We start from the raw sequence: 19,934 nt of genomic DNA on the forward strand, positions 1-19,934 counted from the left end.
TGGGCGATGTTTCCCCCAACAGGTAAGCGGGCAAGACGGGCCGGCGACAAAGGGATGAAAATGAACGATCTGAAAGCGACATTTCTGGAAGGCATGAGCCGCGCGGCCGCCTCGGTCTGTGTGGTGACAACCGACGGCCCTGCGGGACGCGGCGGGGTGACGGTTTCGGCCATGACCTCGATCTCGGCCGATGGCGATCAGCCGACCATGCTGACGTGCCTCAACGCCAGCGCCAGCTCCCTGCCGTTGGTGTTGGAAAACGGCTGCTTTTGCATCAACGTGCTGGGGATCGGCCAAACCGAGATTTCCGACATCTTCTCGTCACGCATCCCCGCGCCGGGGGGCGACAAGTTCAACGCCGTGGATCACACCATACTTGAAACCGGCGCCCCGTTTCTGTCGGCGGCGTTGGTGGGGTTTGATTGCCGCCTTGTGTCGGCCGAGAAGATCGGCTCGCACCACATCTGCATCGGCGCGGTTGAGGCCGTACGTGTGGCCGAGGATGGCAAGCCGCTGCTCTACGGGATGCGCCGCTACCTCCGGGCCGAGAACCATTAGGCGCGTCTAGGCATCAATCGACGAAAGACGCTTGGCCAGATCGTCATGGTCGCGCCGTGACAATCCTTCGGCGCCGTCAATCCTGTCCTTGATTTCATCCAAAAGGGTGCGCACCGAATGGCCGAAAACCTCGGCAGAGATGGTGTTGAGCGCTTCCAGGGCCTCCATCAGATGTAGTTGCACCTGCGCGTTTTGCGCCCCGTCACGGATCAGGGGGCGGAACGCGGCCTCGACCATATCAACGGGATCGGTAGAGGGGACGTGGATGAGGGGAAAGCGCACGTCGGGGGCTTCGCGAACCTCCCACTGCGCCAAAACCGAAAGCTGTCTGCCAATCACCGCAACGGCAGTGCCGGGATCATTCACGGCAGGCGAAAGCGCCCGCGATCCGATTTCGGCCAGAACAATCATGCCATAGCGCGGGTCTTGGTCAAAACTGCGGAACCGATCCACGGTAAAGGCGTGCCGCACCGGCTCGGAATCATCGAATCCGCCCAACACATGGAGAAGGGGCGCGCCGGGGTAGACAAAATCTCCGGGTAAAGTGGCAAGATAGAACTGGCAGCCCGCCGCCTCGGCGCAGTCATTCAGGGCTTCGACATCTATGTGTTGGATGTAGCCGGTTTGATCGCTTTTCAGGGGGACCGCGCCCTCGGGTGGTGGTCCTTTCATGGGGCGCGCGCCCATCCAAGGTGTTTTCAGCCGGGTGCTCAGGGCTGTACGGGCGGCTTCCTCGACCCGGTCGAGGGTGTTGTTCATGCGCCCGAATTCCGGCAGGTAGCCCATCCAGCGCAACAGGGTCAGCACAACGACAATCACCACGAGGATCGTGGCAATAAACAGCACCAACCGTGCTCCTGGGTCGTAATAGCCCGCGTTCAGGCCGATGATCGCCACGATGGAGTAGACAAACGCCCCCAGAAAGGTGGACAGCGTGGTTTGGGTCGTGGTGTCTTGCTGCAAAAGCGCGGTGGAGCGCGGCGTGGCAGCGCTTGCTGCCGCTGTAAAGGCGTTCACTGCGATGGACAGTGAGAAGGTCGTGACCGCCAGCATCGACGAGGCAAGGATATGCAACACGTCATCGACAGCATTGCCGCCCAAAGCCTCGGCCCATTCCTCGGGAATAAGCGGTGACAACAGCGGCGCGACCGCCGCTACAAGGATTGCCAAAACGGCAAAAGCCGCCACGCGCACCCACAGTTCGCGCAACAGGCTGCGCAGCGTCCAAAGCCATTTGCTAATCATGACAGGATGATAGAGCAACGGCGCCAGCGAGCAATGGCCGTCGCGCAAATTATTTCCACGCAGGGCTCGTGGTCCCTAGGCGGGATTGGCGCGTTCCACGAAGCCCGCCAGAAGGCTGGCGCCCAGGGGCGAAATTTCATCGTTAAAGTCAAATTCGGGGTGGTGCAGACCCGCGCCTTCGCCCGCGCCGACGAACAGATAGGCACCGGGCCGGGCCTCCAGCATATAGGCGAAATCCTCGGCTCCCATCTCTTTGGAGGCATTGCCATCGACGCGCTCGGCCCCGGCGACATCTCGGGCGACGTCAATGGCGAAAGCCGCAGCGCCCGGGTCGTTGATCGTGGCGGGGTAGCCACGCTCGTAGACGAAGTCGATTTCCACCCCGTAGCTGGCCGCCTGCCCTTCGGCGATCTCGCCCATGCGACGTTCAACCATGTCGCGGACATCGGCATCAAAGGTGCGCACGGTACCGTTGAGGTAGGCGGATTCCGGGATCACGTTATCGGTAGAGCCCGCATGAATTTGCGTGACCGACACGACCAGGTCATCCAGCGCCCTGTTGTTGCGTGACACGATCGTGCCAAAGCCCTGTGCTACGGCAATGGCCGCCGGGATTGGGTCCAAGGTTTCATGGGGATAGGCGCCATGGCCGCCCTTGCCCTTGATGTTCACGTGGAACGTGTCGGCGGACGCCATGATCGCGCCGGGGTTGGTAAAGACGCTGCCCAACTCTTTGCCCGGCACGTTATGCAGCGCGAAGACCTTGGCGATGTTGAAGGTATCCATGATGCCTTCGTCCACCATCACCCCCGCGCCGCCGCCGCCCTCTTCCGCGGGTTGGAAAATCAGCGCCACGCGACCCGTAAAGTTGCGCGTCTCGGCCAGATATTTCGCCGCCCCCAACAGCATCGTCGTATGGCCATCATGGCCGCAAGCGTGCATCTTCCCGGCAATGGTCGAGGCATGGTCGGCCCCCGTCGCCTCTTCAATCGGAAGCGCATCCATATCGGCGCGAAGACCGATGGTGTCGCCGGGCACACCGCTGTCGATAATCGCCACAACGCCCGAGGTCGCGATCCCCTCGTGAATATCGCTGATGCCGAACTCCTTGAGCTTGTCCACCACGAAAGCAGCGGTCTGGTGGCACTCGAACTGCAATTCCGGGTGCATATGAAGATGCCTGCGCCAGGTTTTCATGTCGTCGGCCATAGCAGCGATGGAGTTGATGATGGGCATGGAGTTCTCCAATATCGGGGGGGGTGTTGTGCCCAGTGTTGAGCCTGTGGGGCGAAGATGCAAGGACCTAACTGGGGGCTTGCTCTGGGGTGAATGTTGGCCCATCCCTTGCACCATGAAAACGCTCCCCTCCGACCCGATGCACCGCCTGCGCGCCATCATGGCGCGGCTGCGCGATCCCGTTCATGGCTGCCCGTGGGACGTGGAGCAGACGTTTGCGTCAATTGCCCCCTATACCATCGAAGAGGCCTACGAGGTTGCCGACGCCATCGAGCGTGGTGATATGGACGAGCTACGTGGAGAGTTGGGGGATCTGCTGTTCCAGTCCGTCTTCCACGCGCAGATGGCCGAGGATGGCGGGCATTTCGACTTTGACGATGTGGCCCGGGGCATTGGCGACAAAATGATCGCCCGCCATCCCCATGTGTTCGGCGACGAAAGCAACGCCAAATCGGCCGAGCAACAGGTGGCGGATTGGGAAACGGTGAAGGCGGCTGAGCGGGCCGCCAAGGATGCCGGCGGCGTGTTGGATGACGTGGCGATGGGACTGCCCGCCTTGATGCGCGCCGAAAAGCTGCAAAAACGCGCGGCGCGGGTGGGGTTTGACTGGCCCGAGATTGGGCATGTCATCGACAAGATCGCTGAAGAAGCCCGAGAGCTGGCCGAAGCGAGAGACACCCTGCCACAGGAAAAAATCGCCGAGGAAATGGGGGACCTGTTATTCGTGATGGCCAATCTGGCGCGTCACCTGAAGGTGGATCCGGAAACGGCGCTGCGCGGCGCGAATGCCAAGTTCGTGCGCAGGTTTTCCTATATTGAACAGGCGCTTGCGGAGCGTTCTTCAAGCCCCACTTCAAGCACACTAGAAGAAATGGACGCGCTTTGGGACGACGCGAAAGCCAAAGGCTTATGAGCGAGGCCCCCCCGTCTAACGTGCGTCCGTCCAACGTGCCTCCGCCTAATGTGCCGAGGGCCGCCGCGTTCATGATCGGCGCGATCGTGTCTTTCTCGGCCATGGCCGTGGCAGGACGGCGCGTGACGGCAGAGCTGGATACGTTCGAGTTGATGGCCTACCGCTCGGCCGTGGGGCTGGTACTGGTCCTGCTCATTAGCGGGTTGCGCGGCCATCTGCACCAGATACGCACCGACCGCCTGCCGCTTCACATCATCCGCAACGCCTGCCATTTTGCCGGGCAGAACCTGTGGTTTTTCGCGGTCAGTGCGATCCCCTTGGCGCAGGTATTCGCGCTGGAATTCACCGCGCCCCTCTGGGTCATCATATTTGCGGCGCTGTTTCTGGGCGAGCGGTTGACTTGGATGAAGGTCGCATCGGGAGTTATTGGTTTTATTGGGATATTGATTGTCGTGCAGCCAGGTGCCGCGCCGTTCTCCTTCGGCATGGGGGCCACGCTTGCAGCGGCGGTGTTCTTTGCGGCGACGGCGATTTTCACCAAACGCCTGACAAGCGACCAGACAATCACCTGCATCCTGTTTTGGCTAACGGTGATCCAATTTATCTTTGGCCTGATATTCTGCCTCTACGACGGCACCATGGCCCTACCGTCGCTGGCCCTGGTGCCTTGGGTGGTTCTGATCGGGATTTGCGGGCTCTTGGCGCATTTTTGCATGACATCGGCCTTCGCGTTGGCACCGGCCTCAGTCGTGATGCCAATCGATTTCGCCCGCCTGCCCCTGATCGCCATAGTGGGCGCGTTGTTCTTTGAGGAGCCGTTGGAGTGGGCGGTTCTACTGGGTGCGATTCTCATTTTCGGGGCGAACTACATGAATATATTAGTAGAACACCGCCGCAGGCGCGGACGCGCGTCGAATGTGTAGCTTTTGAGACACATTAGCGTGTTGATCCGCCCATAACCCAGATGTGACGCAGGGGAATATTTGACCGGAGGGGAGGTTTCTCGGCGTTATTGATGCCAAGCCCTGCGAGGGAGAACGCAGGATACGTTTAGGGACACATCGACGGGGAGGCATTCACATGACCCGCTTTACAAAAACCACCACCACACTCGCGGCCCTTCTGGCCACCACCACCATCGCCCATGCAGGCGGCGTGGAGCGCCAAGGCCAGAGCCCCGCGATCCTGTTTCAAGACGGATCCTATGTGGAGTTCGGCTTCACCTATGTTGATCCGGAGATAACTGGAGTGCAGCAAGAAACTATCGCTACACTTGGGTCTTCTGCCGGATCAGAGTCACGCGATATTGCCCCGGCTTATAGCTATTCTAGTTTTGCATACCGCCAAGACGTAACGGACGCCTTATCTTTCGCAGTGATGTATGATCAGCCGATTGGGGCTGACGTAAACTATACGCCTAATTCTGGCCCAGGTTATGCCTATGGTACGGGACGCGGATCACAAGCAGAGATTAATTCTAACGCGTTGACCCTCGCAGCACGCTACGAATTTTCTGAGAACTTCTCGGTATATGGCGGTCTGCGTGCCGTGAGTGCAGAGGGAAGCGTAGCTCTCTTTGATGGCTCTGCGGGAGCCGGCGGCCGTTACTTGATGAACGCAGAAAGCGACTATGAGCTGGGTTATATGCTTGGGGCGGCTTATGAGCGCCCCGACATCGCTTTGCGAGTGGCGCTGACTTACTACAGCGCAACCGATCACACGTTTTCCGGAACTGAGGGCACTTCTGCCGGTGGTGTGGGACCGACGACTTTCGAAACGACAATTCCACAGCAGCTGCTTCTTGAAGCTCAAACTGGCGTCGCAGAAGGCACTTTGGTGTTTGGTTCGGTCCGTTGGGTAGATTGGACGGAATTCAACATTACCCCCCCACTTTATACCGGTTCCATCTCATCGGGAAACTCCTTGGTGAGCTATGACAATGACGTTTTCACATATACGCTAGGTGGAGCCCGCGTTTTGAATGACACTTGGACGGTTCTGGGGTCTATTACTCACGAGACTTCAAATGGCGGCTTCTCCGGCAATCTCGGCCCAACTGATGGACGTACCTCCTTAGGGTTGGGAGCACGTTACACCATTGGCGATACAACAATCACGGGCGGGATCAATTACACCTTCATAGGCGATGCGATCACGGAATCCCCAGTCACTCCCGGTACGACCTTTGCCAACTTTGACGACAACCATGCCGTGGGCTTTGGCCTGCGAGTTGGTTACACCTTCTAACCGACTGTACCTTTCAAAATCTTCAAACCCCGCCGCGCTCTGCGCTGGCGGGGTTTTTCTTTGTCGCTATCGCAAGTTCCGGGTCGCGGGGCGGCTCGTGGGGGCCTAGACCGTTGCCATGACACAAACCTCTGTAAGCACCCGCGCGTGGGCCGAGATGGGCGTTTTAGCCCTGATCTGGGGCGCCTCATTTCTGTCGATCAAGCTGGGGCTGGAGGAAATCCCTTTCCTGACCCTCGTGGCGCATCGGGTGATCTGGGCCTGCGTGATCTTGTGGATCTATGTGCTGATCCGCCGCCTGCCCGTGCCCGGCGATCTTCGCATTTGGGGCGCGTTCGTGGTGATGGGGATGCTGAACAACGTGATCCCCTTTGCTTTGATGGCGTGGGGGCAGCAGTTTATCGAGACCGGGCTGACCTCGATCTTCAACGCCGGCACGGCGATTTTTGGGGTGTTGGTGGCGGCCCTGTGCTTTGCTGATGAACGACTGACCCTGCGCAAATCCATCGGCGTGGCGGTGGCATTTGCCGGGGTCGCTGTGGCGATCGGTCTGGACAGCTTGCGGCAATTCGATATCCGAAGCCTCGCGCAATTGGCGGTGATTGGGGGGACGTTCTCCTACGCCTTGGCCAGTGCTTGGGCGCGCAAAAGGTTAATGGGGTTAACCCCGGCGGTGGCAGCGGCGGGGATGTTGACGGGTGCAAGCCTGATCCTGCTGCCTGCCGCTCTGGTCATGGACGGCGCCCCCACGTGGCCCGCCCTGCCCCAGACATACCTCGCTGTGGGCTACTTTGCCGTTTTCGGCACGGCCTTCGCCTATCTTCTCTATTACCGCGTCCTCGCCATGGTCGGCACGGGCAACGCCATGTTGGTGACGCTGCTGATCCCGCCCGTGGCGATCATTTTGGGAGCCGTGGTGTTGGAGGAGCGCCTTGCGCCCGAGGCCTTCTTGGGCTTCGCGCTATTGGCGGTGGGGTTGCTGATTTTAGACGGGCGTATTCTGCGCGTCCTAAAGCGCGGGTCGAAACATTTGACCGGCGGGCATGGATTGCCCTAACGTCACCTTCATTGCGGGCATATTTCGCCCACTATCTGCAATGGAATTAGATCATGAAACACCTAATCGCATCCGCTTTGACGGCTCTGTGTCTCCTTACATTCAGCGCGCCGAGCAGCCAGGCTCAGCAAAGCACCACAGGCTGGGTGTCCAGCGCTGACTACCAGTATTTCTTCGATGAGGCCTTTTATCACCCCCTTATTCCCGTCCACGTAGAGGCCGGGCTTGTGTATGGGCACTTGCAGTTCAACGCCCATTTCGGCCCGGCCCCCGCAGGACTGCGCGATTGGGCCACGCACCACGGCATGTCGGACGCCCAATTCGCCCAGACCAACCAGAACTACCTGTCGCAAGGCTACCGATTGCACCAGCACCATCGCCTGCAAGTGGAGGGGTACTTGGCAAACCAGGGAATCTGGTATCGCTAAACGCATTCGCCCGCTTGCCTTGAGGCGTTTGCCCGTGGCAAGCATCGGCGATGGAACTGATCTACGACAGCCCGCAAGCCTTCCTTGATGCCCCTGCCAAACGGGTGGCCGTCTTTGGCATGTCTGGCCTTGGCAAAACGGTGCTGTCCAACAAGCTGCGCGATGGCGGGGATTGGTTTCACTACAGCGTCGATTACCGGATCGGCACCGCCTATATGGGCGAGCATATTGCCGACAACCTGAAGGCGCAGGCGATGAAGGTGCCGCTATTGGCCGAGCTTTTGCGCTCGGACAGTATCTATATCGGGTCCAACATTACCTTCGATAACCTCGCGCCGCTGTCCACCTATCTGGGCAAGCCCGGCGATCCGTCCAAGGGCGGTTTGCCGTTTGCCGAATACCAGCGCCGCCAAGCGCTGCATCGCCGCGCCGAGGTGAACGCCCTTCTGGACACGGTGCCGTTCATTCACCGCGCGGCTGCCTTGTACGGGTACGGTCATTTCATCTGCGATACCGGCGGCTCCATCTGCGAAGTGGTGTCCCCTGACGACCCCAAGGACGAGGTGTTGCAGACGCTGGCGTCCAACACCCTGATGATCTGGATTGAATCCCCCGAAGGCCACGACGCCGAACTGATCCGCCGATTCAAGCTGAACCCAAAGCCGATCTATTATCCGCCCGCCCTGCTAGAGACGCTCTGGCAAGACTACCTTGCCCACCATGGCGTGACCGACGCGCAGGTGGACCCCGATGACTTCGCCGTCCACGCCTTTTCGCAGGTGATCCATAACCGTGCGCCCCTTTATCGGGCGATGGCGCAGAACTGGGGCGTCGGCGTCACGGCAGCCGCGGTGGAAGCCGTGCGCGACGGGCGCGACGCCGAGGAGATGATCGCGCAGGCGCTGGCGCGCAAATCTATGTGAGGTCACTGGCACATCGGCCCCCCTCCGCCTAAATTCTGCCAACGCAGCAAGAGAATAAACCCATGCCCATCAAATTGCCCGATACCCTGCCCGCCTATAACGTCCTGTCGCGCGAAGGCGTGATGGTGATGCCCGAGGACGCGGCCTCGCAGCAGGATATACGTCCCCTGCGGATCGGGCTTCTGAATTTGATGCCCAAGAAGATCCAGACGGAAACGCAGTTTGCGCGGCTGATTGGGGCCTCGCCCTTGCAGATCGAACTGTCGCTGATCCGGATGTCGGACCATGCCTCCAAAAACACATCGTCCGAGCATATGGATGAGTTCTACCGTCCCTTCTCGGAAGTGCAGGCCAGCGGTGAGAAGTTTGACGGGCTGCTGATTACCGGCGCCCCGATCGAGCATTTGCCGTTTGAAGAAGTCACCTATTGGGATGAGCTGAAGACGGTAATGGATTGGACCCAGACCCATGTGCATTCGACCTTTGGCATTTGCTGGGGCGGTATGGCGATGGCGTATCATTTCCACGGAATCAAGAAGCACATGCTGGACGCGAAAGCCTTTGGGTGCTTCCGCCACGTGAACCAAGCCCCGGCGTCGCCGTACCTGCGGGGGTTCTCGGACGATGTGCTGATGCCCGTGTCGCGGTGGACGGAAGTGCGGGCCGACGAGGTGGCGCAGGCGGGCCTGACGACGCTGATCGGCTCGGATGAAGTGGGGCCCGCGTTGGTGGAAGACGCAAGCCACCGGGCGCTTTATGTGTTCAACCACTTTGAATATGACAGCGAGACCTTGAAGCAGGAATACGACCGCGACGCAGAGGCCGGCGCGCCGATCAACGTGCCGGTGAACTACTATCCCGACGACGATCCGACCCGCACACCGATGAACCGCTGGCGGTCCCACGCCCATCTGCTCTACGGCAATTGGGTCAGTGAATTGTACCTGACGACGCCCTTCGACATGGATCAGATCGGCTTCGCCTCTACGGATTTGCGGCGGTGAAACTGGTGCTGGCCCTCCTCGGCATTTTGGCTTGCGCCACATGCCTCCTCGCATTGGTCACTGTTTGGCGTGCCGGACGGAATGAGGCGGCGGCAGAGGCGGCCAATCCCCCTTCGGGGGCCTTTGTGCAGGTCGGAGACGCCCGCGTTCACTACACAGATGAGGGCGAAGGCCCCGTCGTCGTGCTGCTGCACGGGTCGGGCGGGAACCTGAATGATTGGACCTTCGACATGGTCGCGCGCCTTCGCGACCGCTATCGCGTCATTGCGTTTGATCGCCCCGGTCATGGCTATACGGAGGTGCCGAGTGACGGCGTTTCCATCGCCGATCAGGCGCGGCTTCTGGCCGAGGCGAGCCTTGCCCTGGGCGCTGAAAACCCCATCGTGGTGGGCCATTCCTTTGGCGGGTCCGTGGCGACGGCTTGGGCGGTGGAGCGACCCAATGTGATGGCGGGCCTTGTGGTTTTGGCAGGCGCGACAAACCCTTGGGACACCGGGATCAGCGCCTATTACCGAACCTTGGCCCACCCCATTGGGGGGCCGATCCTGGCAAACCTTCTGGCCGCATGGGTGCCGGAACGGATCGTGACCGAGCAGGTGAACGCGGTCTTCACCCCGCAATCGGCGCCCGCGGGCTACGGCCAGCATTTCGCCCCCGGTCTGACCCTGCGCCGCGCCTCGCTTCGTGAAAACGCGCTCCAACGGGTGGCTTTGCTGCCGCAGATTGAGGCGATGGTGCCGCGCTACGGCGACGTCGCACTGCCGGTCGAGATTATCCACGGGGACGCCGACACGACCGTTGGCCTCCACATTCACGCCACCCCGCTCAGTCAGCAAATCCCCGACGCTGCCCTTACGGTGCTGGAAGGCGTCGGCCATATGCCTCAACACGCCGAACCCGAGGCGATTGCCGAAGCGATTGCCCGCGTTACCTCACGGGCGGGACTGCGCTGAAACCGCGCTGTTTCATTGCGAAATCGCCACCAGCCCCCTAATGTAATAGATAATAACATTTTGCGAGAGCAGGCCCGAGCCATGAGCAAACCCTTTGACGGCGCCATCAGCGCCTATTTCAACGACGCCGCCCCGGATTGGGTGCGCGAGCAGATTGAAAACGCGAAGAAGAACCGCGTGCTGGACCCGTCGTACCCCTATGAGAAGCGGATGGATAAGGATGCTTATGAGGCAGATCTTGCCGCGCTCCAGATTGAGCTGGTCAAGATGCTGGCGTGGGTGCGTGATAGCGGTGCGCGGGTTGCCGTGGTCTTCGAGGGTCGTGACGCGGCAGGCAAAGGCGGCGCGATCAAACGCATCCGCGAGAACCTGAACCCCCGGGCGGCAGGCGTCGTGGCCTTGTCGAAGCCGACGGAGCGTGAAGCCGGGCAATGGTACTTCCAACGCTACATCCAACACCTGCCAAGCGCCGGGGAAATCCGCCTGTTTGACCGCAGTTGGTACAATCGCGGCGTGGTGGAAAAGGTCTTTGGCTTCTGTACGGACGCGCAGCGAGAGACGTTTTTCGCGCAACTTCCGGGCTTTGAAAGCACGATTGCAACCGATGGAATTCACCTGACAAAGATCTGGTTGAACGTGGGCCGGGCCGAGCAGTTGCGCCGTTTCATGGCCCGCGAAGAAGATGCGCTAAAGCACTGGAAACTCAGCTGGATTGACGTGGAAGGCCTGAAGAAGTGGGACGCCTATAGCGATGCTATCGCGGAAACGCTGGAACGCTCACACACGGCGGCGGCACCTTGGACGGTGATCCGTTCCGACGATAAGCGCCGTGCGCGGCTGGCGGTGATCCGCGCCGTGTTGCAGGGGCTGGATTACGACAGCAAAAACGCGGAACTGGTGGGCGTGCCCGATCCCGCAATCACCGGCGGGCCGGACATGTGGACAGATCCCGGTGCGGCCAACTGATGTCCAAACGCGGCTACCATCACGGCAACCTCAAGCAGGCTCTGGTCGATGCGGCCTTGCACCTGATCGAGGCGAAAGGCCCGACAGGATTCACCCTGTCGGAGGCGGCGAAGACGGCAGGCGTGACCCCTGCGGCGGTCTATCGCCACTTTGATGGGCGCGAAGAACTGATCGCGGAATGCGCGCGCCAGGGCCACGAGATTTTTGCGGACCTGATGGTCCATGCCTTCAACGGCGGACAGCCTTCGGCCCTTGCGGCGTTCGAAGCGACGGGCCGCGCCTATCTGGCGTTTGCCCGCAAATTCCCCGGCCATTACATGGCGATGTTTGAATCCGGCACCTCGGTCAATGCGACGCCGGAATTGGCTGCGGCCGCGAACAAATCCAGCGCCATTCTGGAGCACGCTGCTGAGGCACTCTCCGAGCATATCCCGCCGGAAAAGCGCCCGCCGTCATCGATGTTCTCCGCCCACATCTGGGCCATGTCCCACGGTGTGGTAGAGCTTTTTGCCCGCGGTCGCCCCGGTGCCATTGCGCCCTTCCCGCCCGAAGATTTGCTAGAGGCCGGTATTGGCATTTACTTGCGTGGCCTGGGGTTGATCGACCCGGACGCTTAGGCGACTTTCAACGGAAAGCTCCTTGCGCAGGATGCTTTGGATGCGGCCGCTGTGGGTTTCAATACTGCTTAGGCAGGATTGCGTGAGTGTCTGGAACCGGTGCAACTGCATGATGATCTCTCCCATACTGCCCGTGGGATCACCGATGCGGGCGGTTTCAATCTCACTCATCACCCGCATGATGTTGAGCCCCGACAGGGTCCGCTTCAACGTCAAACAAGCGCCTGCAAACTCTGCCAATGTGCGCAAAACATCTTCCAGAACCTCCTGCCCCTGTTCGGTCTGTTTTGGGTGCTGCGCCTTGAGGCGATCCATTTCATCATAGGTGAAAGCGGCGAATTGGCGGTCCGGTTCGGCCCCGAATTGCACGATGATCTCGCTCAACATGCTGACGGCGCAGTTCACGAAAAGGCCGCGACCCAGGCATTCCGCCACATGATCCAATCCGTCAAGAAACGGCTTGATCCCGGATTTGATATTCGTCGCAATCTCATGAAAATTGGAGGAAATCACCCCTAGGGGCGCGGCGCATTCGCCTAACCGCGTGGCGTGGACGCGCATGTTCTTGGGGGAATCCTCGATGGCTTTGAAGCCATCGATGATGGTTTGCCCTTCGGTTCGGATCGTCTCCAGGAATGTGAGCATTTCTGCAAAACGCTCCATCCGGTTATTGGGGCCACGGGCAATCAACGCATCGCGCGCGCGAATTTCCTGGGACAATGACGCTGACATGAAACTGGCGTAATCGGCGTAGCCGAGATCCATCAGCCGCGCCAAAAGCGCCTGCGCGCTTTCTTCCGGCGTCACCTCGCCCGTCTTTTCCAAGGCGCGGATGTCGGCATATAGGGATTTGGCCGTGTCCGACATTGGGCTGGTGGGCTTCAGACGAACCGAAACGAATTCGTCATCTTGGGCGATCACAATCGCATAGACCCAATAATATCCCCCATCCTTGGCCCGGTTTTTCACATAAGCGCCAAGGGGTTCGCCTGCCAAGATGGCTTTCCACATCAGCCAGAAGACGGCCTTGGGCATATCATCATGGCGCACCATCTTGTGAGGCGAGCCGACCAGTTCATCCCACTGATAGCCGCTGACGCGACAGAAAACGCCATTCCCGCCGCGAATGATCCCTCGTCTGTCAGCGCGCGAAAAGAACAACTCCTCGGGGTGAAATGGTGTCTCCCGGTTTGTGTTTCTGGGCTGCACCCCAACGGCGACTTCTTTCGGCATGTATGAGACCTTTCTGGTAGGCCTCTTTCGTCTCAGATGCGTCTTACAATATCCTTAACGCACAGGTCTTGCGGCATCACGTCAGGCGAAAAGCTCGTGGCACAGCTCCAGCGCGTCGATCAGCGTATCGACCTCGGCGCGCGTATTGTACATTCCGAAGGACGCGCGAGCGGTGGCGTTAACGCCCATGTGTTCCATCAAGGGCTGCGCACAATGGTGCCCTGCCCGTACCGCCACGCCCTTCTTGTCGAGCACGGTAGAGATGTCATGGGCATGGGCTGCGCCGGACATGGTGAAACTGAAAATAGCCCCCTTGCTGGCGGAATTACCCTGCACGTTCAACCAGTTGAGCCCCTTCAGGCGCGTGCCAGCATAGGCCGCGATATCGGCTTCGTGGGCGGCGATGTTCTCCATCCCGATATCCATCAGATATTCCAACGCGACACCAAGGCCGATCTGCTGGACGATGCCCGGCGTGCCGGCCTCAAACTTCATCGGCGGGTCGTTCCAAGTGATGACCTCTCGGCTCACTTCCCGGATCATGTCGCCGCCCCCCATGAAGGGGCGCATCTCGTCCATGCGGGACCGTTTGATGTGGATCGCGCCCGAGCCGCTGGGGCCGTAAAGCTTGTGACCGGTGATCGCGTAGAAATCCGCCCCAATGGCATCCACATTCACCGGCATATGGACCGAGGATTGAGAGCCATCCACCAACACCGCAACGCCACGGGCGTGGGCGGCATCGACGACGGTTTTCACGTCGAAGACGCTGCCCAAGACATTGGACATATGGGTCATGGCGACCAGTTTGGTACGCGGGGTCATGGCGTCAATGACCGCTTGCGGATCAAGGTCACCGTTGGCATCCACATCGACCCAGACCAGTTTCACCCCTTGGCGTTCGCGCAGGAAGTGCCATGGCACGATATTTGCGTGGTGTTCGGCGACGGTCAGAATGATCTCATCACCCGCTTCCATGCGTGGCATGGCCCAGGAATAGGCCACTAGATTGATCGCTTCGGTTGTGCCTGTGGTGAAGACGATTTCTTCTTCATCGGCGGCGCCAAGGAACCGCGCGATGGTGGCGCGGGTGCCTTCATATTTCTCGGTCGCAAGGTTGCTCAGGTAGTGCAAGCCCCTGTGCACATTCGCATATTCCTGCGAATAGGCCTGCGTAATCGCATCAATCACCACCTGCGGCTTCTGGGCCGAGGCGCCATTGTCGAGATAGACCAAGGGTTTGCCGTTGACCTCTCGCGAGAGGATCGGGAAATCGGCGCGGATCGCCTCTACATCATAGGTCATGGGAAAGACCGCCCGTATCTTGGGGGGCGGCCTTGGGGGCCGTCCGGTGTTGGTAAGAAAGGTTCAAGGGGTGGCCCCTTCAGGGTTTGTTTCCGCCTCTCGCAGACAGATGCTCCAGAACCCAAGGAAAGAGCCGATGACGATCACGCCCGCGATTTGCTGCGCCGGACCGGGGCCGATGAAGCCCGAGACCAGGCCGTGAAACAGCCACGCGGGGCTGGACGCCAGAAGCGCCCAAAACAGTGCCAGACGCGCCGAATAGAAGCTGCCACGCCCGCCGAAAAGACGCGCGATGATATGGGTCAGCCCGCCGATGAGGTAAAACATCAGCGGCCAGACCAGCAGCCACGCAAAGCCGGTGATGGCAATTTCGGCCTGGAACGTTGCCACCTGGTCCGAGGCTTTGGTGGCCGTCGCCAACCACTCTTGCTGTTCCAACGTATTGGCCCTTTGCAAGCGTGGCAGCTGGCCGACAAAGATCATCAGACAGGCCGCGAACAGCAGCGCCAGCGCCCGATCTTCTCGAACGCCCATCGCCAGCAGCTTGCGCATCACCGCACGCGGCCTGCGCCAGGTTGCGACCATATCTTGGCTTACGCTCATGGATCAGCCGGCCCGCCGGCGCACCAGCCATTCTTCGAGCCGCGCGGTGACGTCATCGCGGATCGCTTCATCGGCGATTTCCTCGATGGCTTCGGCCAGGAAGGCAAGAACCAAAAGGTCTGTCGCCTGATCCACGGGCACGCCGCGCGATTGCAGGTAGAACATCGCCTCTTCGTCGATCGCGCCGGTGGTGGAGCCATGAGAGCAGATCACATCGTCGGCGTAGATCTCCAACTCGGGTTTGGCCTGAAAACTGCTGTCTTCGTCGAGGAGAAGTGACTGGCTGATTTGATAGCCATCGGTCTTCTGCGCCCCCGCTTTCACAAGGATCTTGCCTTGGAATACGCCCTCGGCCCCGTTGCGCAGGACCTTTTTGAAGACTTGGCGGCTTTCACAATCCACCGCGTCGTGGGTGATGAAAACTGTGTCATCGTGATGGAAATCGGCGCTCTTGCCATCTCCGAGGGCCGCGCCTGCCACATGGGCCATGGCGTTGTCTCCCACGATGTCGATGACATGCTCGTTGCGCGTGGTCACGCCGTTGGCCGTCGTGGTGAACGACTTGTAAAGCGACCCCGCGCCCACACGGGCAAAGATATGGGTCGCGGCACGGCGTTCATGGTCGCGGCCTTGGGCGCAGACGTGATGGAACGCGCCGCCGTCGGCCACGTCGATTTCCAAGCATTTGTTAAAACGCGCAGCGGCGGGGCCGACCTCCAGCAAGGTCAGCTCGGCACCGGTTTCGACCCGCACCAGATGGTGCAACATGACCTCTGACCGCTCATCGCGGTGCAAGTAGATCAGCGCTACGGGCTTTTCGGCCTTGGCGGTGGCCCGGATCACGACGCCGTCGGTGGCAAAGGCGGTGTTGAGCGCCGCAAGGGGACGCGCCACGGGGTCCTGGCCCGCAGTTTCCCGGGTGCCGTAGAAATCCTTGGCCCAATGAATGTCCTTGGCCAAGACGTCTTCCAGACGCTCAATCTCCAGACCCGCCATGGCGAGATCATCGGACTTGTCGGCATCAAACACGCCATCGACAAAAACGACCTTGAGGCGGTCGATATCCGCGAACAAGGGCGTCTCGGTCGGGTCGTGGAACACGGCCGCACGCGGTGTGTTGGCCTGCGTCAAAGTGGCGGGATCGGTGTAGCGCCAATATTCATCACGGCGCGTGGGCAACCCCATTTCGCGCACCCGCGCGAGGGCTGCGCCACGGGCATCGGGCGCGTTGTCTGGCATCGTCAGCGCGGCAATCCGCGCTTCGGTCAGATCGAGTTTTGCAGCCGGATTGGCCATTTAAGCTACCTCCGCCAGAATGTCGGCATAGCCGTTTTGCTCGACCTCAAGGGCCAACTCCGGGCCGCCGGATTTCACGATACGACCATCGGCCATGATGTGCACAACGTCGGGTTTGATGTGGTCGAGAAGACGTTGGTAATGGGTGATAACAAGGAAGCCGCGCCCCTCGCTACGCAGGGCGTTCACGCCGTCGGAGACAAGCTTCATGGCGTCCACATCGAGGCCCGAGTCCGTCTCGTCCAAGATGCACATCTTGGGTTCCAGCATCGCCATTTGCAGGATTTCGTTGCGCTTCTTCTCGCCGCCCGAGAAGCCGACGTTGACGGGGCGCTTCAGCATCTCGGCGTCGATCTTCAGATCTTTGGCCTTGGCACGGATCACCTTCAGGAACTCGCCCGCCGACATTTCCTCTTCGCCGCGCTGCTTGCGCTGCGCGTTCACGGCGGTGCGCAGGAACGTCATGTTGCCCACGCCGGGGATTTCAACGGGGTACTGGAATGCCAGAAACAGGCCCGCTGCCGCGCGTTCTTCGGGGTCCATGTCCAGCAGATCTTCGCCGTCCAGCGTGGCCGAGCCGCCTGTGACCTCGTAGCCGCCCTTCCCGGACAACACGTAAGACAAGGTAGATTTACCCGAGCCATTCGGGCCCATGATCGCGTGCACTTCGCCCGCGCCTACTTCCAGATCAACACCTTTGAGGATCTGTTTATCTTCTTCTTCAAGTTCTACGGCCAAGCCTTTGATATTCAGCATGTTCTATCCTCTTCATGGAGTTGTTCCGGCACGCAGTTCGGCCGGAAAATGTCGGTGAAGGCTCTCGCGGCAACGCGCGATACCTTCGGTATAGGGAAGCGGTCCATCCTGGGCGGCGCGGGCCGCTTTGGGGACATCGTCAACCTCGACCGGGGCGATCAAGTCGCGCCCGATAGAGGCCGCATAGTCGTGGTATTTCAGACGGCCCTGTGTGTCAGGGTCCATCCATGTGTTCGCAACGCCGTAGGCATCGGCCACGATCAACCCATGCAGAGAGGCGCTGAACACATGGGCCGAAGACGCGATTTCACGGCATACGGTTTCGGGATCAAGGCGCACGTCGATCAAATGCAGCGCCGGGTCGGCCTCGACCATATCAACGAAGCGGGGGTCCTCCATCTGGCTGTGATGGGGCACGATCGCCACGCGGTCGTGACGTTCCGTGACAGGGCCAAGGGCCTCATCCGCCAACAGGCCCGGATCGCCGAACTCGGTCATTTTCAGGCGCAGGAACGCGGCCGAGATCGGGCCGCGCAGAAGCCGCACCCGGACGTTTTCCAGGAAATCCTTGCGATAGAACGGGTTCAACAGCCCCGTACCCCACAAAATCGGCCCCTCGCCACGCGAGTGATCTGTCCAGTGTTTGGAGATCACATGCATGAGTGAGCCAAGCGCAAACAGCTCTGCCTGTTTCGGGCGCGCGTTCACGACCTTCCTGCCCGAAACGTGTTCCACGATCAGGTGCGACAGCGCATCGCCGAAATTCGGCGCGGGCCAATAGTAGAGGCGGATCGGATCACTCATCCCCGTCCCTCCTTGCGCGGTGCGGCAGCCTTTCGGCCCGCAAACAGCTTTGCCGCCGCGTCACGGGCGCGGGCGTCGGGCACGGAAAGGTCGTCCCCCCGCTCTTCTGGGACACAAAGAAAATTGCGGTTTTCCTTGTAGTGTTTGATCGAGGCCGGAAGCTCAAACCCATTGGCCAAACGCCAATCGGCAAAGTCATGGATGTTGGCGCGGTCCACTTCAACCAGCAGCACAGGGCGCGTGCGTCGGATGGTTTTCTGCAACCCGCGCAGCACCTCCATCTCCATCCCTTCCACGTCGATCTTGATGAAATGGGGCGTCTCGTCGGTCAGGAAGTCATCGGGGCGCAGGGTCGCAATCTCTCCCTCTCCGGCGACCATGCGGGCCGCGCCAAGGTTCTTTTGCCGATCAGTCATGGCAAAACCTTCGGCGTCCACATCGGACGCGCCGAAGCCCACATAGTCAAACACCGTTTGGTCTTGGAGGCCGTTCATCACAAGGTTCAGAACCAAAAGCCGGTAGGCCAGGGGATTGGGCTCGAACGGGATTAAACGCCCGGCCTGGCAGAAGAGGCCAGCATAGAGGCTGTGGTTGCCGACATTGGCGCCGATATCCAGAAACGTACCGCCCTTGGGCAGGTAGGTGCGCATCAGGTCCAATTCCTGCGGCTCAAAAAAGCGCTTGTTGCGATGGCTGCGCTGGATCGGATCGCGTTCCATGTTGGTGGCAAACCGCACGTCTTTGCTGTCGATCTCACACTCAGTGATCTCGATCGCACCGGGTACGTCAGGCAACAGAGCTGCCAGCACCGGGTCCGCGTTACAAATCGCGCGAGCTTGTTCCAACACGCTATGCATCAGTTCGCGCCCCCACCAGCCGCGCGCGCGTGCGGGCGTACTCTGGGCAGCAAATCAATGTAGTCATGGACGGCATCGTCGGTCAGCACGTCGCGCTTCACCAACTCCGTCATTGCCACGACAGCAAGATCCTGAGTCAGCAGGACACTATCGGCAAGGATCGCGAGATGCTTGAGTTCCTCTGTCTTCAGCGACGCCATATCCGTCATCCCACGCACCAAGGCCGCGTCACCATCGCTAACCTGACTGCGGTACAGGCCACGTGACAAACGGGCACTGTGGGGGTTTCGGAACCCAATCGCCTTCATGAAAAGGAATTTGTGCAGATAGAACCCATGCTGCGCCAACTCATTCAGTTGATCATGGAGCAGGGGTTGCCCCTCGTAGATCGGCAAGGCGGCAACTTCGGTGATCACGGCCAATGCCTGCGATATGGCTTTGGGACCGTTGCGGAACACCATCTGCTCGCCGCCCTGAATATCGATTTTCAAAAGATCGAACTGAGGTATCTCGTCCAGATCATCCAGTCGGGTCGTGTCCATTTCGATCCGCTCGAGCACTTTAACCCGGTCCCGGAACTGTCCTGTTGCCTCCGCCAGCGCAAGGTTGGGCTCCAACAACGAGGTAAAGCCACTGTCGGCACAGACCTTCAGCTCTGCCCGGTTGCCATCGCCCACTGCCGCGCAAAGGTAGTTTTCGCGCGGGCCTTTCGCCTCCATCAACTTGTCAAAGGCCGCACGCTGCGGTTCAAATCCCCAGACGTCGCAGGCACCGATCGAGAGCAGACCTTTGTAGGGCGTCTCGTCGAGCGGATTAGCCCCAATGTCGACAACCCTCGTGCGCCGCTCAGGCGACAAGATCTCGATCATCGCGCGGGCGCGATCTGCATCAAAAGGAACGCTCACTTCTTTACCTCAATCGTGGTGATGGTCG

At 60.2% G+C, this 19,934-nt stretch carries 21 protein-coding genes; 11 read left to right on the forward strand and 10 right to left on the reverse strand.

Going from position 1 to position 19,934, the window contains the following annotated elements:
• Window positions 1–60 precede the first annotated feature (60 nt).
• The gene (locus AADW23_RS13510) at window positions 61–558 is read left to right on the forward strand and encodes a flavin reductase family protein (RefSeq protein WP_341861466.1); all 498 of its coding nucleotides are present in this window, start codon (window positions 61–63) and stop codon (window positions 556–558) included.
• Window positions 559–564: 6 nt separating this feature from the next.
• Here the strand turns inward: AADW23_RS13510 and AADW23_RS13515 are convergent, their stop codons facing one another.
• Both AADW23_RS13515 and AADW23_RS13520 read right to left on the reverse strand, forming a co-directional pair.
• Window positions 565–1,803 (reverse strand): DUF2254 domain-containing protein, encoded by a 1,239-nt coding sequence (locus AADW23_RS13515; protein WP_341861467.1) that lies wholly within the window; start codon window positions 1,801–1,803, stop codon window positions 565–567.
• A gap of 75 nt (window positions 1,804–1,878) precedes the next feature.
• A complete protein-coding gene (locus AADW23_RS13520; protein ID WP_341861468.1) occupies window positions 1,879–3,039 on the reverse strand; it encodes a M20 aminoacylase family protein in 1,161 nt (386 codons plus the stop codon).
• Window positions 3,040–3,154: 115 nt separating this feature from the next.
• Here AADW23_RS13520 and mazG point away from each other — a divergent pair, with 115 nt between their 5' ends.
• The 10 genes from mazG (at window position 3,155) to AADW23_RS13570 (ending at window position 12,147) form a co-directional block, all read left to right on the forward strand.
• Window positions 3,155–3,952: a nucleoside triphosphate pyrophosphohydrolase gene (gene mazG / locus AADW23_RS13525; RefSeq protein WP_341861469.1), complete on the forward strand. Its 798-nt coding sequence runs from the start codon at window positions 3,155–3,157 to the stop codon at window positions 3,950–3,952.
• A complete protein-coding gene (locus AADW23_RS13530) occupies window positions 3,949–4,875 on the forward strand; it encodes a DMT family transporter (protein ID WP_341861470.1) in 927 nt (308 codons plus the stop codon). Before mazG ends, AADW23_RS13530 begins: the two co-directional genes overlap by 4 nt.
• A 157-nt stretch (window positions 4,876–5,032) precedes the next feature.
• Window positions 5,033–6,199 carry a hypothetical protein gene (locus AADW23_RS13535; RefSeq protein WP_341861471.1) on the forward strand — a complete coding sequence of 389 codons (1,167 nt, stop codon included), beginning with the start codon at window positions 5,033–5,035 and terminating at the stop codon, window positions 6,197–6,199.
• A 118-nt stretch (window positions 6,200–6,317) separates the two neighbouring features.
• The gene (locus tag AADW23_RS13540; protein ID WP_341861472.1) at window positions 6,318–7,256 is read left to right on the forward strand and encodes a DMT family transporter; all 939 of its coding nucleotides are present in this window, start codon (window positions 6,318–6,320) and stop codon (window positions 7,254–7,256) included.
• A 53-nt stretch (window positions 7,257–7,309) separates the two neighbouring features.
• Complete coding sequence (locus AADW23_RS13545; protein WP_341861473.1) at window positions 7,310–7,684, forward strand: hypothetical protein; 375 nt, start codon at window positions 7,310–7,312, stop codon at window positions 7,682–7,684.
• Window positions 7,685–7,734: 50 nt separating this feature from the next.
• Window positions 7,735–8,607, forward strand: coding sequence for an ATPase (locus tag AADW23_RS13550; RefSeq protein WP_341861474.1), 873 nt, complete (start codon window positions 7,735–7,737; stop codon window positions 8,605–8,607).
• 62 nt (window positions 8,608–8,669) lie between these two features.
• The gene (metA, locus tag AADW23_RS13555; RefSeq protein ID WP_341861475.1) at window positions 8,670–9,611 is read left to right on the forward strand and encodes a homoserine O-succinyltransferase; all 942 of its coding nucleotides are present in this window, start codon (window positions 8,670–8,672) and stop codon (window positions 9,609–9,611) included.
• Window positions 9,608–10,564 carry an alpha/beta hydrolase gene (locus AADW23_RS13560; protein ID WP_341861476.1) on the forward strand — a complete coding sequence of 319 codons (957 nt, stop codon included), beginning with the start codon at window positions 9,608–9,610 and terminating at the stop codon, window positions 10,562–10,564. The genes metA and AADW23_RS13560 overlap by 4 nt, the downstream gene beginning before the upstream one ends.
• A gap of 81 nt (window positions 10,565–10,645) precedes the next feature.
• Complete coding sequence (gene ppk2, locus AADW23_RS13565; protein WP_341861477.1) at window positions 10,646–11,530, forward strand: polyphosphate kinase 2; 885 nt, start codon at window positions 10,646–10,648, stop codon at window positions 11,528–11,530.
• Window positions 11,530–12,147 carry a TetR/AcrR family transcriptional regulator gene (locus AADW23_RS13570; protein ID WP_341861478.1) on the forward strand — a complete coding sequence of 206 codons (618 nt, stop codon included), beginning with the start codon at window positions 11,530–11,532 and terminating at the stop codon, window positions 12,145–12,147. The genes ppk2 and AADW23_RS13570 overlap by 1 nt, the downstream gene beginning before the upstream one ends.
• Here the strand turns inward: AADW23_RS13570 and AADW23_RS13575 are convergent.
• The 8 genes from AADW23_RS13575 to AADW23_RS13610 form a co-directional block, all read right to left on the reverse strand.
• Window positions 12,088–13,380, reverse strand: a complete 1,293-nt coding sequence (locus AADW23_RS13575) for a PAS domain-containing protein (protein WP_341861479.1) — start codon at window positions 13,378–13,380, stop codon at window positions 12,088–12,090. The two genes, AADW23_RS13570 and AADW23_RS13575, sit on opposite strands and share 60 nt — an antisense overlap.
• An 81-nt stretch (window positions 13,381–13,461) precedes the next feature.
• Window positions 13,462–14,685: a cysteine desulfurase gene (locus AADW23_RS13580; protein WP_341861480.1), complete on the reverse strand. Its 1,224-nt coding sequence runs from the start codon at window positions 14,683–14,685 to the stop codon at window positions 13,462–13,464.
• Window positions 14,686–14,748: 63 nt separating this feature from the next.
• Window positions 14,749–15,288, reverse strand: a complete 540-nt coding sequence (locus tag AADW23_RS13585) for a YIP1 family protein (protein ID WP_341861481.1) — start codon at window positions 15,286–15,288, stop codon at window positions 14,749–14,751.
• Window positions 15,289–15,291: 3 nt separating this feature from the next.
• Window positions 15,292–16,584: a SufD family Fe-S cluster assembly protein gene (locus AADW23_RS13590; protein ID WP_341861482.1), complete on the reverse strand. Its 1,293-nt coding sequence runs from the start codon at window positions 16,582–16,584 to the stop codon at window positions 15,292–15,294.
• Window positions 16,585–17,340: a Fe-S cluster assembly ATPase SufC gene (gene sufC, locus AADW23_RS13595; protein WP_341861483.1), complete on the reverse strand. Its 756-nt coding sequence runs from the start codon at window positions 17,338–17,340 to the stop codon at window positions 16,585–16,587.
• A 12-nt stretch (window positions 17,341–17,352) separates the two neighbouring features.
• A complete protein-coding gene (locus AADW23_RS13600; RefSeq protein ID WP_341861484.1) occupies window positions 17,353–18,144 on the reverse strand; it encodes a polysaccharide pyruvyl transferase family protein in 792 nt (263 codons plus the stop codon).
• On the reverse strand, window positions 18,141–19,001 hold the full coding sequence (locus tag AADW23_RS13605) for an FkbM family methyltransferase (RefSeq protein ID WP_341861485.1): 861 nt from the start codon (window positions 18,999–19,001) through the stop codon (window positions 18,141–18,143). The genes AADW23_RS13600 and AADW23_RS13605 overlap by 4 nt, the downstream gene beginning before the upstream one ends.
• Entirely contained in the window at window positions 19,001–19,906 is a 906-nt protein-coding gene (locus tag AADW23_RS13610; RefSeq protein ID WP_341861486.1) for an FkbM family methyltransferase, read from the reverse strand. The genes AADW23_RS13605 and AADW23_RS13610 overlap by 1 nt, the downstream gene beginning before the upstream one ends.
• Window positions 19,907–19,934: the final 28 nt, after the last annotated feature.

Origin of the sequence: Gymnodinialimonas sp. 57CJ19 (genome assembly GCF_038396845.1) — a bacterium.
Classification (GTDB): Bacteria; Pseudomonadota; Alphaproteobacteria; order Rhodobacterales; family Rhodobacteraceae; genus Gymnodinialimonas.